We start from the raw sequence: 16,026 nt of genomic DNA on the forward strand, positions 1-16,026 counted from the left end.
GTGAAATTAGAAGATTATATTTTAAAGTTCATGTCGTTATGTATTACCAGGCGGGCAACCGATCTTTATATTCTTCCCAAACTGGAAGAATACCAGGTTATGTACAAGAAGTTTAATCGCTGTCATTTGATCGAAGAAGTTCCCCAAGATGTGGGGGAACAGTTAATAGCATTCTTTAAATTTAAAGCAGACATGGCTTTAAGTGAGAAGCGGCGTCCCCAAACCGGAGCCTATTTTTGGCACTTGAAGAATCAAGAGGCTCATTTGCGGCTCTCCACAGTGGGAGATTTTTTGTTGCGCGAGTCAATGGTTATTCGCTTTATTTATCCCATTGCGGATGAACAAATACAGCATTTAGACCCTAAGCAGTGGCAACAGCTCATTCAGTTAACCCACAAACGAGGATTGCTCCTATTCTCTGGTCCAATGGGTTCGGGGAAAACAACGTCAATTTATCAATTAGCCCACTATTTAGCACAACAAAGAGTAGTAATGACGATTGAAGATCCGGTGGAAATCTTTGAGAAAGATTTTTTACAACTGCAGGTGAATACGCGCGCGCAGATGACCTATGAACAACTGTTAAAGGTTGGGCTACGGCACCGCCCGGATGTGTTTATCATTGGTGAAATTCGGGATGCCTATACGGCGCAAGTGGCAGTTAAGGCAGCGTTAAGTGGTCATTTGGTGCTAAGCACGGTGCATGCGCAAAATGTTTATGGGGTTTTAAAACGGCTGAAGCAATTTGACGTTGATGATGAAATGCTGCAACAAGCCTTATGTGGTATTGCTTATCAAAGATTAATACCATTGGAAAATCACGGAGTAGCAGCTTTATTTGACATTTTACAGGGAACAGCTCTTCGTCAGGCTTTCCAAGCGTTACCAACAAAACAAATGACACACACTTGGGGGGATCATCTTGCAAAAGAGTATCAAGAATGTCGCATTTCTGAAAAAACTTTGGCCGAGTACCAGGAAGGATAGGTTCTCGCTGAAAGAACAAGCTAAATTCTTTAAGTTATTAGCTGATTTGTTGGCGGTCGGTTTTAGTTTGGGAGAAGGAATCAGTTTTTTAAAAGTCATGATGCCGCAAAAAGCTCCAATTTTTTCCACAATGCTTGCACAGCTATCACGAGGCGGTACCTTTGCTGAAGCGGTAAAACCATTTTTGAAGGAAGATGTTTACTACCAAATTCTAATTGCTGAACAGCACGGTGATTTGTCAACCAGCTTGAGCACGCTGGGACAATATCTAGATGTTAAGCAGACTCATCATGTGAAATTAATTCAATTACTTGAGTATCCGGCGTTACTTGGCGTTTTTTTAGTTATGCTGATGTTAGGAATGAAATTATACATTTTTCCAGAGCTAAATACTTGGAACGCCTTGACGCAAGTCCATACTTTAAAGCCGACAACGATTGGCATTTACCTGATGGGAATATGTCTGATTGGTGGTGTTGGCATAAAGTGGCATCACTTGGCAAAGCAAAGCACATTTTCCAGGACAACATTTTTTTGCCGCTTACCAGTTGTTGGTAAAATCTACCAAAACTATTGTCATTACTATCTTTCTTTAAACTTGGCAATGCTTCTTGAAAGTGGCTTAGGAATCAGAAGTATTTGTCAAATGTTAAGCGGTTTTTCTTCCACTTCACTTCTTTATCAAATTGGCTGTGCATTAGAAGAACAGCTGATTAAAGGACAGCGACCCAATCTTTTTATTAATCGCTATCCATTCATTCCGAGAGAACTCAATGTGTTGCTAAACAAAGGGAATACGACGGCCACAATTGGTAAAGAACTGATGATGTTTTCAAAAATCAAATATCAAAAACTGATTCTACAAATTGAAAAACTTATTGGATTAGTTCAACCACTGCTCTTTTTGATCATTGGGCTAGTGATTGTCTTTATGTATCTGAGTTTATTGTTACCAATGTATCACTCAATGGAAGGAGTTTATAAATGAAAAAAAGAAGTAAAAATAAGGCTGCTTTTACCTTGATTGAAATGACCGTGGTGTTATTTATCATTTCACTACTTATTTTAATTGTCCTGCCGAACATTTCCCAGCAGAGAAATAATGCTAAATCAATTCATGGAAATGCGATGGTGGAAGTTGTTCAAACGCAAATGGATCTTTATGAAAACGAACATCAAAAACTTCCCGCTTCACTGGAAGAACTGCAAGAAGCCGGGTATTTGACCGAAAAACAGGTGGCACAAGCAGAGGAAAATCATATTTCAATCAAAGACGACAAGGCCGTCAAATAACGGGGTTATGCGACTAAAAAGTGGCTTTACCTTATTAGAAAGTCTAATTGTTTTAGCGATGGTTGGCCTTTTGTTAACAAGTGGTAATCTCGTTTTAAAAAACGCCTTGAGCTATCAACGCGAAAAAGAGTTCTGGGAGAATTTCGATACTGAGTGGAAGAAATATGAACAATTCGCTAATTTCGAGAATACGGTCACCTATATTTCTTTCAACAAAACACAAGAAAAGATTAGTTTTAATCCATTAAAGGCTTCGAACAAAGCAAATTATGTTTTAAAGTTACCGCCGACGTTGCATCTGCTTAGTTCTCAAGAGGTCAAAATTGGTAATAACGGGTATGTCAAACCGCAATCAATCGGGTTTCACTCAGATCGTGACCAGCACACTTATCGAATAACGATTCAATTGGGATGGGGTGTTTACCATGTTAAAAAAGAGTAGGGAAGGATTTGTATTAAGTGAAGCTTTGGTTGCGCTTAGTTTTGCGGTCCTTGCTATAACCCTTGTGGTTAGCAGCATGCATAATCGAGAAAAAACGGTTATGCGAATTAACGAAGCGGCAAGAAGAAGTCGTCTCTTGTTGGAGGCTTCTCGCCGCTTGGACAAATGGGAAACCCAGGAGATTGATCTGGGAAACGAAAGTGTTGAATTGACCCCCACAATGTTTACTTTAAGGGATGCTAATCATCACAGCTTAAGGAAAATGACTTTTGAATAAGAAAGCGGGTTTTACTTTATTAGAAACTTTGGTGGCCTTGGGAGTAGTAGTTGTTTTTTTTCAGGTCATTGGTTGGGGGACCAGTTTTTTGAAAGATGCACTTACTTTGCAAAGCCATACGCAAGACTGGCAGGCGTTGATTAGCGAGTTGGAATCCCCCAAACATCGTTTTCGCTTTAAAAGTAGTCAAGAAAGTTTTGTCTATTTAACCAGCTTGGAAGAAGAAAAGGTCTATAAGTTAGAAAAATATCAGGATGAATTACGATTTTCGCCGGGGTACATGCCGCTAATAGATGAGATCAAATCGGTAAAATTTAATTACAGTGAACCATTTTTAAGCCTGAAAGTGGAATTTAGTAATGGAGAAGTGAAACAAGATGAGGTTTATATACCCGAAGAATAAAGCCGGCTATGTTTTACTGACGGCACTTATATTTTTAACCCTATTTAGTGGACTTACTTTGCAATTGGAGCACAATCAACAGGCAGCAAGTCAAGCGCAAACACAGATAAATGAGGCTAATGACGCACGTATTTTGTGTAACCTTTTGATTTTAAAACGCCAAAAGGACCCTGCATGTCAAAAACTGATAACTAATATTGGTCAGGTTGAAATAAGTGCCGAAAAATTTGTCGTTACCCTGGATAATAAGAAAAGCTTTAAATTTGCCCTCAGTGACCAACCGCTTTAAATGCCAATTCATTTGAATTCATGGTAAGATATTTGATGAGTTTAATTGAATGAGGTGAATGATTACGAATACAAGTGAAATTGAATCACTTTTTAAGATTGTTGATGAAAGTACTACTACTTTGCAAGAGGTGTTAGACACTTCTTATTTAGATGCACTAATTGAAACTGGCAACAACTTGATTGCCGGAGAAGTTCAAGTGGAAGATAATATTCCTGATGAAAAAACAAAGCGCAATTTGGAACATTTCTATGCAGAAATGCATTTAGCAACAGTTCCGAGTGATGCTATTCGGCAGGTTTTTCAGCTGGCGGCGTTAAAAGCAGTTCAAAAGGATCATATCCAAGCTAACCATCAAATGACGCCAGATACAATTGGCATGCTTTTTGCGTACCTCCTCCAAGTTTTATCACCAAATGAAACAGACCTGAAAATTTTGGATCCAGCTGTGGGGACGGCTAATTTACTAACTACAGTTATTAATGACATTCAAAAAAATCAACCTGATCGTAATGTGACAGGAATTGGAATTGACAATGATGATTCCATGTTGGCCTTGGCAGGTGTGATGACGCAATTGCAGCATTTAGATGTTGACTTGTATCATCAGGATGCTTTAGACCAGTTGGTGATCGATGCCAGTGATGCGGCTATATCAGATTTACCGGTTGGCTACTATCCAATTGATTTTCGCGTCACCAAATACGTCACACATAGTGAAAAAGGCCATTCGTTTGTTCATCATTTATTAATTGAACAGGCAATGAACCATTTAAAAGCAGGTGGCTTCGGACTTTTCTTAGTACCAAGTAATCTTTTTCAGACAGATCAAGCAGCGGGGTTGCTGCGCTATTTCAAAGATAAAATTTATTTGCAGGGCTTTTTAAATCTACCAAAAGATTTATTTACGAATGCCAGTCTGCAAAAATCGATTCTCATTTTACAAAATCATGGTGAAGGCGCTAAACAAGCCGCACAGGTGCTGTTGGGAGATTTTCCATCTTTCAAAGAAAAGGCCAAAATGCAAAAATATTTAGGTGAAATTCGTCAGTGGAAACGTCAAAATCTCTAATCAAAATTTTACTTAATTCCTAAATTCAGATATGATTAAATATAATTAGGCTTAAAAATCGCTTATGTTTGTATTTAATGGAGGAATTATGAGTAAAAACGAAGATGAAAATTTGGCGAGAGGATTAAAAAGCAGACACGTCCAGCTGATTGCGATTGGTGGGACCATTGGAACTGGCCTATTTTTGGGTGCTGGCCAATCCATTCATTTGGCGGGGCCCTCTATTTTACTTGCTTATGCAATTACTGGAGTTATGTGTTTTTGGTTGATGCGTGCCTTAGGAGAATTGCTGCTTTCCGATTTGAATTCAACTTCGTTTGTAAACTTTGTGGCCAAATACTTAGGCAAACAAGTGGGGTTCGTTACCGGGTGGACGTATTGGGTCTGTTGGATAACCATAGCAATGGCGGAAATTACGGCAGCTGGTCTCTATATGCACTATTGGTTTCCGAAGCTACCCCAGTGGATTCCGGGGTTTGTCATATTAGTCGTCTTGCTAATTATGAATTTAATTACCGTAGAGCTGTTTGGTGAGACTGAATTTTGGTTTTCAATCATTAAAATTACGGCTATTTTGGCTTTAATCGGTACAGGAATTGTTTTGGTGCTTTTGCATTATAAAACGTCGGTGGGACATGCTAGTTTAACCAATCTGGTTGCGTTTGGTGGGCTATTTCCTAAGGGCATAAAGGGCTTCGTCTTATCTTTTCAAATGGTTGTTTTTGCATTTGTGGGTGTGGAAATGGTTGGTATGACTGCCGCAGAGACGAAGGATCCTCGAAAGGTTATTCCAGAAGCTATCAATGACATTCCCATGCGGATTGGACTTTTTTATGTCGGGGCACTTTTCTTTTTAATGGCCATATTTCCTTGGAAGTATGTTTCTCCGTCATCAAGTCCGTTTGTCCAAGTTTTTCAAAATATTGGTATTAATGGTGCAGCAGCTGTCATTAATTTTGTAGTACTGACCGCTGCCGCATCGGCTTGTAACAGTGCGTTATTTACGACAGGAAGAATGCTCTTTTCTTTAAACTACGGGCGTAAATCGCCGCTTGCAAAAAGGTTGGGACACTTATCAAAAACTCAAGTACCGGCCAATGCTATTCTTTTCTCGGCTTTGATTATTGCTGTGGCAGTCGTCATGAATGCGTTTATTCCGGGAAAAGTCTTTACATTTATTTCGAGTGTGGCGACAACCTGTTTCCTGTTTATCTGGGGTTCAATCGTGTTAGCCCACCTCAAATATCGTCGGGTCTTAAAGAAGCAAGCGCACGTACCTGGCAAGTTCAGAATGCCTTGGTATCCTGTGAGTGATTACTTGGTGCTCGTTTTTCTTGGGTTTGTAGGGATTGTTCTAGTTTTAAAAATGGACACTTTGATTGCGCTAATTGGTTCGCTTTTATGGTTCGCCATATTGAATCTGGTGTACTTAATCCAAAAGAGGAAAAAGTCACCTAAAGCTTAAACCGTGCTGGGTTTTTTATAAGCACGGTTTTTTCTTTACCATGAGTAAGAAAGAATTCTGTAAAAAAGGGGATAGAGTGTTATATACTTAGAGAAGTGAATTGAAAATGAGGGATAAGTTTGAAATTTTTTACGGCAGATACACATTTCTTTCATAAAGATCTTTTGGGGGACAATGATTTTGCCCCCAGACCATTTGCGACAGTTGAAATAATGAATCAAACGATCGTTCAAAACTGGAACGCACGTGTGAAACCAACCGATACGGTTTATCATTTGGGTGACATTGCGTTATATTTTACTCGGCCTGCCAAGCTTTCTAATGAGGCGGTTTTTGAGGTCCTAAAAGCGTTAAATGGCAACTTAGTATTGATTAAGGGGAACCATGACAGTCGTGACCTGTTTAAATACTTAGCCAACCGCAACTTTGTTATTAATGGGAAACCCAAGTTTGAATTTCACGATGTTGGGGTGATCATCAAATTAAATCACCGCCAATTGTATATGACGCATTACCCTATGATGATGGGCATTGTTAAACAAATTATTAACTTACATGGACATATCCACCATTATAGTGTCAATATCAAAGAGAACATTAATGTTGGTGTTGATACGCCTGAAAAGGACTATTTAAATTACAAAATACCGTTTGGAGCACCTTTTTCAGAAAGTGATATTGAACAAATGATTGAAGGTAAAAGGACTGATTTTGCCAAACGAGGTTGATAAAAGAAATGGGGTGTTGTAATGGCAGAACGGCAAAATAATGAAAATGCGGACGCGCAAACTAATCGAAGACCGGTCATAAATACGGTTGATATTTTGGATGATAAAAATTTATTAATCAATGGTCATCAGTACCAAATAGTAAGTAATGTACGCGATGCCTTTGACCGTGAGCAGCTGGCCGACCGATTTAGCCCAGTATTGAGCAAGTATAACTTTATCGTGGGTGACATTGGTTACGAGCAGTTAAGATTGAAGGGGTTTTATGCCGATCAAGATCGCAATGCTAAAGCTGAGGAAAAGCAAAGCGCCATCGAGGATTATTTGCTTGAGTATTGCAATTACGGATGTGCTTATTTCGTTTTAAAAAATTTAAATGTGAATAAGACGGCTAAACAACGTAGTATGAAGACGCGGGCAGTTAATGAGCGTGGAAAAAACGCCTCCACAAAGGCCAAGCACGTGCGAAAGCGCACTCATAAAGTCAAACAAAAAGCCTACACTCAGGAAAAAATTACCAGCGTTAAGCCTAACTCGGTAAAAAAGAGACAAAACAAGGTTACTGAAGTGCATAAGCGAGGTAAGCGTTCGTTTACAATTAGAGAAACAAAATGAGGATGACGAGATGATTTCAGATTATAAAGGATATTTAATTGATTTAGATGGGACTATTTACCGCGGAAGAGACCAGATTCCGGCTGCAGCTCGTTTTATTAAACGTCTACAAGAAACACATACAGATTTTTTGTTTGTGACCAATAATACAACCAAGCTGCCCGAAGATGTGGCAAAAAATTTGCGCGAAAATCACAATATCAATGTGACAGCTGACGAAGTGTACACGGCAGGTTTAGCGACCGCTGATTACTTGGATGGTATTGCTGGCGACAAACGAAAAGTTTATGTCATTGGTGAGTTAGGTCTAAAACAGGCACTTTTGAATAAGCACTTTACCTTTGACGAAGTACATCCTGATTGGGTAGTTGTTGGGCTGGATTATGATGTAACTTATCATAAATTTGAGTTAGCAACGCTGGCAATTAAGCGGGGAGCTACCTTTATTGGAACAAATGCAGATACTAATTTACCCAATGAACGAGGCTTGGTTCCTGGTGCAGGTTCACTGATTGGGTTGGTTGAACGTTCAACGCAACAACGAGCTACATACGTGGGTAAGCCTGAAACTATAATTATGCAAAAAGCAGTTAAGAAGATTGGCTTGCCCAAAAACGATGTTGTCATGGTTGGGGACAATTACATGACTGATATTTCGGCGGGCATTAATTTTGGTATTGATACCTTGTTGGTCTACACGGGCGTTTCTACACCAGAATTTGTGGCTCATCAGGATATTCAACCGACACATGCCATTCGTACTTTTGATGAATGGAAATAGCTGATGAGATGGCGACGATTCGGGGAGTGGTGTGGTTTTCATTTATTTGGAATTTCCTTGGCCATTTTCTTAGTAATTAATCTCACTTTTTTATATCGCTGGGCCATTGATTGGTATGGTATTTCACAAGCGGTAGGCTTAACTAGAAAACAAATCATGGTAAATTATCATGAGTTACTGCAGTATCTCAACTTGCCGTGGGTAACCACTTTACACATGACTAATTTTTCAAGCTCGTCAGCTGGATTACAGCATTTTGCGGATGTGAAAAAATTATTTTTGCTAAATGAGGGTGTTCTCGTTATTGCGGGAGTAGTTACTTTCTTCTTTGTACGCAATTTGATCCGCACAAAGACGCTATGGCAAGTGATTAGGCCGTTACAAATTGCAGTGGTGATACCATTGTTTGTAGGTGCCATGATGAGCATTTCATTCGATCAGTTTTTCGTTGCTTTTCACGAAGTGCTGTTCAGAAATGATGATTGGATGTTTGATCCCCAAAAAGATCCTGTTATTAATATTTTGCCAGAAACGTTTTTTCTACAATGCTTTGTGGTTTTCTTTTTATTGTTAGAATGTTATTACGTGTTTTTTATAGTGATTGGGAGAAAACAGCTGAGAAGTAACAAGTAAGTGGCGTAATACCAATTTTTAAGTAAAATCAGATACAAAACACCCCTTTATCCTAAATGAGCTGTTGGATAAAGGGGTGTTTTTTGGTTAGGCCGCTTTTTTATGAGGCTTGAGAACGGAAATCACAATTGGAATGAGTGAAACTAAGACAATGCCAATGATGATGGCTGAGAAATGTGCTTTGACGATCGGAAAGTTTCCGAAGAAGTAGCCGGCACCACAGCAGAGAGTGACCCAAGTTGCGGCACCAAGAATATCGAAAACAATAAATTTTTGGAATTTAAAGTTACTACCACCCGCTACAAAGGGTGCAAATGTACGAATGATCGGCATGTATCGGGCAAGTGTAATTGAGATGCTACCATAATGCTCAAAGAAGGCTCGTGATTCATCTAATTTTTGTTGGTTAATGAATCTGCCGAAGAGATGATGCTCGGTTAGGGCATTACCAATTCCACGTCCTATAAAGAAATTCGTGGAATCTCCGAGTACGGCCGCTAGGAATAAGGAAATGGCAAATATCCATATGTTCAAATGATACATGCTGTTTGCCGATAAAGCAGCGGCTGCAAATAGAAGGGAGTCCCCCGGAAGAAACGGCAAGATAACAGCACCGGTTTCGACGAAGATAATGGCGAAAAGGATGAGGTACGACCAGTTTCCAAAAGTATTTACAATAGTGATGAGATGTTCATCAATATGCAAGATAAAGTCAATTAAAATAGACACAATACTCCTCCATGACTGAATTTTGAAACAGAAACATTGTATCATACTTCTGGTTCCGCTAAAATAAACTTTAGTTTAAGTTTTTTGAGGAGGTGAAGATTTGTTAAAAACGGGAGACGTAATTAAAGGAAAGATTACTGGAATTCAGTCCTATGGCTTATTTGTAGAAAATGAAGAACTAACATTTAAGGGCCTAATTCATATTTCTGAATGTAGCGACGATTATATCGGTGACTTGAATAGCATATACAAGATTGGTCAAGTAATTTCATGCTTGGTTGTTGATATTGACCCCGCAAATCAGCATGTGAGCTTATCCATTAAGGCACTTCATCAAAAAGCCGGGGTCCATCAAAAGCCTGTACCAGCAGGTGCTCATGCTTACCATAAGTTTTATTGGACTAATAATGAGGATGTAGTCGGCTTTCAAAGTATTGCCGCGAAGATGACAACGTGGAAAAAGAACGCAAAACAAACTTATGGCATTAGGTAATACTCAAGGAAATTATTGAAATTAAAAAAGCCCCTTGACCAAGTTATTTTTTCTTGGTATTATATTCAAGGTCGTTTTGAACGAGAAAGTCAATTTTAAAGCTTGAAAAAAGTTGTTGACTTTTATAATTCGGAATGATAAAGTTAAATAGTTGCGTTGAGGCGTTTAGCGCTTCCAATCGCGATATAGTAGACCTTTGAAAACTGAACAAAGTTTCGACGAAACAAATGTGTAGGGTCTTCAAATGAGAATTTGAAGCAAACAATTTGCGAAGTCAATTCGCTTGAAACAATGAAACAACAAATGAGCTTTTTAAAAACTCAATTATAATATGAGAGTTTGATCTTGGCTCAGGATGAACGCTGGCGGCGTGCCTAATACATGCAAGTCGGACGCACTTTCGTTACGTGAATTAGAGATGCTTGCATCGAAGATGATCGTAACCATAAAGTGAGTGGCGAACGGGTGAGTAACACGTGGGTAACCTGCCCAGAAGCGGGGGATAACACCTGGAAACAGATGCTAATACCGCATAATAAAGTTAACCGCATGGTTAACTTTTAAAAGATGGCTTCGGCTATCACTTCTGGATGGACCCGCGGCGTATTAGCTAGTTGGTGAGATAATGGCTCACCAAGGCAGTGATACGTAGCCGACCTGAGAGGGTAATCGGCCACATTGGGACTGAGACACGGCCCAGACTCCTACGGGAGGCAGCAGTAGGGAATCTTCCACAATGGACGCAAGTCTGATGGAGCAACGCCGCGTGAGTGATGAAGGCTTTCGGGTCGTAAAACTCTGTTGTTGGAGAAGAACGTGTGTGAGAGTAACTGCTCATGCAGTGACGGTATCCAACCAGAAAGCCACGGCTAACTACGTGCCAGCAGCCGCGGTAATACGTAGGTGGCAAGCGTTATCCGGATTTATTGGGCGTAAAGCGAGCGCAGGCGGTTTTTTAAGTCTAATGTGAAAGCCTTCGGCTTAACCGAAGAAGTGCATTGGAAACTGGGAGACTTGAGTGCAGAAGAGGAGAGTGGAACTCCATGTGTAGCGGTGAAATGCGTAGATATATGGAAGAACACCAGTGGCGAAGGCGGCTCTCTGGTCTGCAACTGACGCTGAGGCTCGAAAGCATGGGTAGCGAACAGGATTAGATACCCTGGTAGTCCATGCCGTAAACGATGAATGCTAAGTGTTGGAGGGTTTCCGCCCTTCAGTGCTGCAGCTAACGCATTAAGCATTCCGCCTGGGGAGTACGACCGCAAGGTTGAAACTCAAAAGAATTGACGGGGGCCCGCACAAGCGGTGGAGCATGTGGTTTAATTCGAAGCTACGCGAAGAACCTTACCAGGTCTTGACATCTTCTGCTAACCTAAGAGATTAGGCGTTCCCTTCGGGGACGGAATGACAGGTGGTGCATGGTTGTCGTCAGCTCGTGTCGTGAGATGTTGGGTTAAGTCCCGCAACGAGCGCAACCCTTATTATTAGTTGCCAGCATTAAGGTGGGCACTCTAGTGAGACTGCCGGTGACAAACCGGAGGAAGGTGGGGACGACGTCAAATCATCATGCCCCTTATGACCTGGGCTACACACGTGCTACAATGGACAGTACAACGAGTTGCGAGACCGCGAGGTTTAGCTAATCTCTTAAAACTGTTCTCAGTTCGGACTGCAGGCTGCAACTCGCCTGCACGAAGTTGGAATCGCTAGTAATCGCGGATCAGCATGCCGCGGTGAATACGTTCCCGGGCCTTGTACACACCGCCCGTCACACCATGAGAGTTTGTAACACCCAAAGCCGGTGGAGTAACCTTCGGGAGCTAGCCGTCTAAGGTGGGACAGATGATTGGGGTGAAGTCGTAACAAGGTAGCCGTAGGAGAACCTGCGGCTGGATCACCTCCTTTCTAAGGAAAATAGAAACGGAAACCTGCACATTGTTGAAACTTTGTTTAGTTTTGAGAGGTTTACTCTCAAATGTAGATAAGCGCGAACGGGCCTATAGCTCAGCTGGTTTAGAGCGCACGCCTGATAAGCGTGAGGTCGATGGTTCAAGTCCATTTAGGCCCATAGTTACATTTGTTGGGGAATTAGCTCAGCTGGGAGAGCGCCTGCCTTGCACGCAGGAGGTCAGCGGTTCGATCCCGCTATTCTCCATTGACGGTGATGCCGTCGATTTTGTTCTTTGAAAACTAAATAATATCGAAAAATTTTCTAATTTTAATTATTGTCAATAATTAAACCGAGAACACCGCGTTTTATAGAGTTTTAAAACAAGATTAGTTCGAAACATAATCGCTAAACTCAAAACCACTTTACCGCAGGTAAAGTTAGGTTAAGTTATAAAGGGCGCATGGTGAATGCCTTGGTACTAGGAGCCGATGAAGGACGGGACTAACACCGATATGCTTCGGGGAGCTGTAAGTAAGCTTTGATCCGGAGATTTCCGAATGGGGAAACCCAACAACACTAATCCGTTGTTACCACCACATGAATACATAGTGTGGTTGGAGGTAGACGCGGGGAACTGAAACATCTCAGTACCCGCAGGAAGAGAAAGAAATATCGATTCCCTAAGTAGCGGCGAGCGAACGGGGAACAGCCCAAACCAGGAAGCTTGCTTCCTGGGGTTGTAGGACTGAACATTTGAGTTACCAAAGATTTTCATAGCCGAACAGTCTGGGAAGACTGGCCAGAGCGGGTGATAGCCCCGTAGGCAAAATGAAGATCCCTCAGTTCAGGATCCTGAGTACGGCGGAACACGTGTAACTCCGTCGGAATCCGGGAGGACCATCTCCCAAGGCTAAATACTCCCTAGTGACCGATAGTGAACCAGTACCGTGAGGGAAAGGTGAAAAGCACCCCGGAAGGGGAGTGAAATAGTTCTTGAAACCATGTGCCTACAAGAAGTCAGAGCCCGTTAAGGGGTGATGGCGTGCCTTTTGTAGAATGAACCGGCGAGTTACGTTTACATGCCAGGTTAAGTTGAAGAAACGGAGCCGCAGCGAAAGCGAGTCTGAAGAGGGCGACTGAGTATGTAGATGTAGACCCGAAACCAAGTGACCTACCCATGTCCAGGTTGAAGGTGCGGTAAAACGCACTGGAGGACCGAACTCGTGTACGTTGAAAAGTGCTGAGATGAGGTGTGGGTAGCGGTGAAATTCCAAACGAACTTGGAGATAGCTGGTTCTCTCCGAAATAGCTTTAGGGCTAGCCTCGGAATTAGGATCATGGAGGTAGAGCCACTGTTTGGACTAGGGGCCCGTCTTGGGTTACTGAATTCAGATAAACTCCGAATGCCATTGATTTATGTCCGGGAGTCAGACGGTGAGTGATAAGATCCATCGTCGAAAGGGGAACAGCCCAGACCACCAGTTAAGGTCCCTAAATATATGTTAAGTGGAAAAGGATGTGGAGTTGCATAGACAACTAGGATGTTGGCTCAGAAGCAGCCATCATTTAAAGAGTGCGTAATAGCTCACTAGTCGAGTGATTCTGCGCCGAAAATGTACCGGGGCTGAAACATATTACCGAGACTGTGGATGCCACCGTAAGGTGGCGTGATAGGAGAGCGTTCTAAGGGCAATGAAGGCAGACCGTGAGGACTGTTGGAGCGCTTAGAAGTGAGAATGCCGGTATGAGTAGCGAAAGACAGGTGAGAATCCTGTCCACCGTATGACTAAGGTTTCCTGGGGAAGGCTCGTCCACCCAGGGTTAGTCGGGACCTAAGTCGAGGCCGAGAGGCGTAGACGATGGCCAACAGGTTGAGATTCCTGTACTAGTTAAACTTGTTTGAACAATGGAGGGACGCAGGAGGCTAAGGAAAGCGCACGGTTGGAAATGTGCGTCCAAGCAGCGAGTCTGGTGAAGAGTTAAATGCTTTTTGCCTCAAGGACAAGCTGTGATGGGGAGTGAAATTTAAAGTAACGAAGTTCCTGATGTCACACTGCCGAGAAAAGCTTCTAGTTAGAGTTTAACTACCCGTACCGCAAACCGACACAGGTAGTCGAGGAGAGTATCCTCAGGTGAGCGAGAGAACTCTCGTTAAGGAACTCGGCAAAATGACCCCGTAACTTCGGGAGAAGGGGTGCTGATCGCAAGATCAGCCGCAGTGAATAGGCCCAGGCGACTGTTTATCAAAAACACAGGTTTCTGCAAAATCGTAAGATGACGTATAGGGGCTGACGCCTGCCCGGTGCTGGAAGGTTAAGTGAATGAGTTAGCTTCGGCGAAGCTTTGAAATGAAGCCCCAGTAAACGGCGGCCGTAACTATAACGGTCCTAAGGTAGCGAAATTCCTTGTCGGGTAAGTTCCGACCCGCACGAAAGGCGTAACGATCTGGGCACTGTCTCAACGAGAGACTCGGTGAAATTATAATACCCGTGAAGATGCGGGTTACCCGCGACAGGACGGAAAGACCCCATGGAGCTTTACTGTAGCTTGATATTGAGTGTTTGTACAGCTTGTACAGGATAGGTAGGAGCCGTAGAAACCGGAACGCTAGTTTCGGTGGAGGCGTTGGTGGGATACTACCCTCGCTGTATGAACCCTCTAACCCGCGCCACTAAGCGTGGCGGGAGACAGTGTCAGGTGGGCAGTTTGACTGGGGCGGTCGCCTCCTAAAGAGTAACGGAGGCGCCCAAAGGTTCCCTCAGAATGGTTGGAAATCATTCAAAGAGTGTAAAGGCAGAAGGGAGCTTGACTGCGAGACAGACAGGTCGAGCAGGGACGAAAGTCGGGCTTAGTGATCCGGTGGTACCGTATGGAAGGGCCATCGCTCAACGGATAAAAGCTACCCTGGGGATAACAGGCTTATCTCCCCCAAGAGTTCACATCGACGGGGAGGTTTGGCACCTCGATGTCGGCTCATCGCATCCTGGGGCTGTAGTCGGTCCCAAGGGTTGGGCTGTTCGCCCATTAAAGCGGTACGCGAGCTGGGTTCAGAACGTCGTGAGACAGTTCGGTCCCTATCCGTCGCGGGCGTAGGAAATTTGCGAGGATCTGTCCTTAGTACGAGAGGACCGGGATGGACATACCGCTGGTGTACCAGTTGTTCCGCCAGGAGCATCGCTGGGTAGCTATGTATGGATGAGATAAACGCTGAAAGCATCTAAGTGTGAAACTCGCCTCAAGATGAGATTTCCCATTCCATTTATGGAAGTAAGACCCCTGAGAGATGATCAGGTAGATAGGTTGGGAGTGGAAGTGTAGTGATACATGGAGCGGACCAATACTAATCGGTCGAGGACTTAACCACGAAGTGGTGGCACTCGGAGGAAAAGAGAGTAGATATTATTTAGTTTTGAGAGAATAAAATTCTTTCACACGAGCCACGAAGGTGGATCGGAGAAGTGTGGTGGCGATAGCGAGAAGGATACACCTGTTCCCATGTCGAACACAGAAGTTAAGCTTCTTAGCGCCGAGAGTAGTTGGGGGATCGCTCCCTGCGAGGGTAGGACGTTGCCATGCGAATATTCCGGCATAGCTCAGTTGGTAGAGCCCCTGACTGTTAATCAGGTTGTCGACGGTTCGAGTCCGCCTGCCGGAGTTAAGGATATGGAGAGTTGTCCGAGCTGGCCGAAGGAGCATGACTGGAAATCATGTAGACGGATTTATCCGTCTCAAGGGTTCGAATCCCTTACTCTCCGTTGTAATTAAGTTATGACCCGTTGGTCAAGTGGTTTAAGACACTGCCCTTTCACGGCAGTAACATGGGTTCGAATCCCGTACGGGTCATTTAATGGAGGATTAGCTCAGTTGGGAGAGCGTCTGCCTTACAAGCAGAGGGTCACAGGTTCGAGCCCTGTATCCTCCATTTGAA

Annotated in this window: 15 protein-coding genes, 6 tRNA genes and 3 rRNA genes; 23 read left to right on the plus strand and 1 reads right to left on the minus strand. The window is 42.9% G+C overall.

Annotation, left to right across the window (positions count from 1 at the left end; genetic code table 11):
* The 13 genes from comGA to ACLJJ6_RS03500 all read left to right on the plus strand — a co-directional run bounded on the left by comGA (position 1) and on the right by ACLJJ6_RS03500 (position 8,985).
* The gene (gene comGA, locus ACLJJ6_RS03440; RefSeq protein WP_412990045.1) at positions 1-987 is read left to right on the plus strand and encodes a competence type IV pilus ATPase ComGA; all 987 of its coding nucleotides are present in this window, start codon (positions 1-3) and stop codon (positions 985-987) included.
* Complete coding sequence (gene comGB, locus ACLJJ6_RS03445) at positions 923-1,975, plus strand: competence type IV pilus assembly protein ComGB (RefSeq protein ID WP_412990046.1); 1,053 nt, start codon at positions 923-925, stop codon at positions 1,973-1,975. The genes comGA and comGB overlap by 65 nt, the downstream gene beginning before the upstream one ends.
* Positions 1,972-2,280: a competence type IV pilus major pilin ComGC gene (gene comGC, locus ACLJJ6_RS03450; RefSeq protein ID WP_412990047.1), complete on the plus strand. Its 309-nt coding sequence runs from the start codon at positions 1,972-1,974 to the stop codon at positions 2,278-2,280. Before comGB ends, comGC begins: the two co-directional genes overlap by 4 nt.
* Positions 2,281-2,287: 7 nt before the next feature.
* The gene (gene comGD / locus ACLJJ6_RS03455; protein ID WP_412990048.1) at positions 2,288-2,722 is read left to right on the plus strand and encodes a competence type IV pilus minor pilin ComGD; all 435 of its coding nucleotides are present in this window, start codon (positions 2,288-2,290) and stop codon (positions 2,720-2,722) included.
* On the plus strand, positions 2,706-2,999 hold the full coding sequence (locus ACLJJ6_RS03460; RefSeq protein ID WP_412990049.1) for a hypothetical protein: 294 nt from the start codon (positions 2,706-2,708) through the stop codon (positions 2,997-2,999). The genes comGD and ACLJJ6_RS03460 overlap by 17 nt, the downstream gene beginning before the upstream one ends.
* Positions 2,992-3,402 (plus strand): competence type IV pilus minor pilin ComGF, encoded by a 411-nt coding sequence (locus ACLJJ6_RS03465; protein WP_412990050.1) that lies wholly within the window; start codon positions 2,992-2,994, stop codon positions 3,400-3,402. The genes ACLJJ6_RS03460 and ACLJJ6_RS03465 overlap by 8 nt, the downstream gene beginning before the upstream one ends.
* Complete coding sequence (locus ACLJJ6_RS03470; RefSeq protein ID WP_412990051.1) at positions 3,377-3,691, plus strand: hypothetical protein; 315 nt, start codon at positions 3,377-3,379, stop codon at positions 3,689-3,691. The genes ACLJJ6_RS03465 and ACLJJ6_RS03470 overlap by 26 nt, the downstream gene beginning before the upstream one ends.
* 58 nt (positions 3,692-3,749) lie before the next feature.
* Positions 3,750-4,763 carry a class I SAM-dependent methyltransferase gene (locus ACLJJ6_RS03475; RefSeq protein ID WP_412990052.1) on the plus strand — a complete coding sequence of 338 codons (1,014 nt, stop codon included), beginning with the start codon at positions 3,750-3,752 and terminating at the stop codon, positions 4,761-4,763.
* A gap of 88 nt (positions 4,764-4,851) precedes the next feature.
* A complete protein-coding gene (locus tag ACLJJ6_RS03480) occupies positions 4,852-6,228 on the plus strand; it encodes an amino acid permease (RefSeq protein WP_412990053.1) in 1,377 nt (458 codons plus the stop codon).
* A 119-nt stretch (positions 6,229-6,347) separates the two neighbouring features.
* On the plus strand, positions 6,348-6,956 hold the full coding sequence (locus ACLJJ6_RS03485; protein ID WP_412990054.1) for a metallophosphoesterase: 609 nt from the start codon (positions 6,348-6,350) through the stop codon (positions 6,954-6,956).
* Between the two features lie 21 nt (positions 6,957-6,977).
* Positions 6,978-7,571, plus strand: coding sequence for a YutD family protein (locus tag ACLJJ6_RS03490; protein ID WP_412990055.1), 594 nt, complete (start codon positions 6,978-6,980; stop codon positions 7,569-7,571).
* 10 nt (positions 7,572-7,581) lie between these two features.
* A complete protein-coding gene (locus tag ACLJJ6_RS03495) occupies positions 7,582-8,352 on the plus strand; it encodes a TIGR01457 family HAD-type hydrolase (protein ID WP_412990056.1) in 771 nt (256 codons plus the stop codon).
* 3 nt (positions 8,353-8,355) lie between these two features.
* Positions 8,356-8,985, plus strand: coding sequence for a TIGR01906 family membrane protein (locus ACLJJ6_RS03500; RefSeq protein ID WP_412990057.1), 630 nt, complete (start codon positions 8,356-8,358; stop codon positions 8,983-8,985).
* Between the two features lie 87 nt (positions 8,986-9,072).
* Here ACLJJ6_RS03500 and ACLJJ6_RS03505 read toward each other — a convergent pair whose 3' ends face one another.
* Positions 9,073-9,714, minus strand: a complete 642-nt coding sequence (locus ACLJJ6_RS03505; RefSeq protein ID WP_412990058.1) for a VTT domain-containing protein — start codon at positions 9,712-9,714, stop codon at positions 9,073-9,075.
* Between the two features lie 100 nt (positions 9,715-9,814).
* Here ACLJJ6_RS03505 and ACLJJ6_RS03510 point away from each other — a divergent pair, with 100 nt between their 5' ends.
* The 10 genes from ACLJJ6_RS03510 to ACLJJ6_RS03555 all read left to right on the plus strand — a co-directional run bounded on the left by ACLJJ6_RS03510 (position 9,815) and on the right by ACLJJ6_RS03555 (position 16,020).
* Positions 9,815-10,207 carry a S1 RNA-binding domain-containing protein gene (locus ACLJJ6_RS03510; RefSeq protein WP_412990059.1) on the plus strand — a complete coding sequence of 131 codons (393 nt, stop codon included), beginning with the start codon at positions 9,815-9,817 and terminating at the stop codon, positions 10,205-10,207.
* 327 nt (positions 10,208-10,534) lie between these two features.
* Positions 10,535-12,112 (plus strand): 16S ribosomal RNA (locus ACLJJ6_RS03515).
* An 88-nt stretch (positions 12,113-12,200) separates the two neighbouring features.
* Positions 12,201-12,275, plus strand: a tRNA-Ile gene (locus ACLJJ6_RS03520).
* A 14-nt stretch (positions 12,276-12,289) separates the two neighbouring features.
* Positions 12,290-12,362, plus strand: a tRNA-Ala gene (locus ACLJJ6_RS03525).
* Between the two features lie 176 nt (positions 12,363-12,538).
* A 23S ribosomal RNA gene (locus ACLJJ6_RS03530) occupies positions 12,539-15,462 on the plus strand.
* A 95-nt stretch (positions 15,463-15,557) separates the two neighbouring features.
* Positions 15,558-15,674, plus strand: a 5S ribosomal RNA gene (rrf, locus tag ACLJJ6_RS03535).
* Together the 16S, 23S and 5S rRNA genes with 6 tRNA genes alongside form the textbook arrangement of a ribosomal RNA operon.
* A 6-nt stretch (positions 15,675-15,680) precedes the next feature.
* Positions 15,681-15,753 (plus strand) — tRNA-Asn (locus ACLJJ6_RS03540).
* Positions 15,754-15,763: 10 nt separating this feature from the next.
* A tRNA-Ser gene (locus ACLJJ6_RS03545) sits at positions 15,764-15,853 on the plus strand.
* A 15-nt stretch (positions 15,854-15,868) separates the two neighbouring features.
* A tRNA-Glu gene (locus ACLJJ6_RS03550) sits at positions 15,869-15,941 on the plus strand.
* Positions 15,942-15,947: 6 nt separating this feature from the next.
* Positions 15,948-16,020: transfer RNA gene (locus ACLJJ6_RS03555), tRNA-Val, on the plus strand.
* The last annotated feature ends 6 nt before the right edge of the window (positions 16,021-16,026 follow it).

Origin of the sequence: Pediococcus siamensis (assembly GCF_047220215.1) — a bacterium.
GTDB lineage: Bacteria > Bacillota > Bacilli > Lactobacillales > Lactobacillaceae > Pediococcus > Pediococcus siamensis.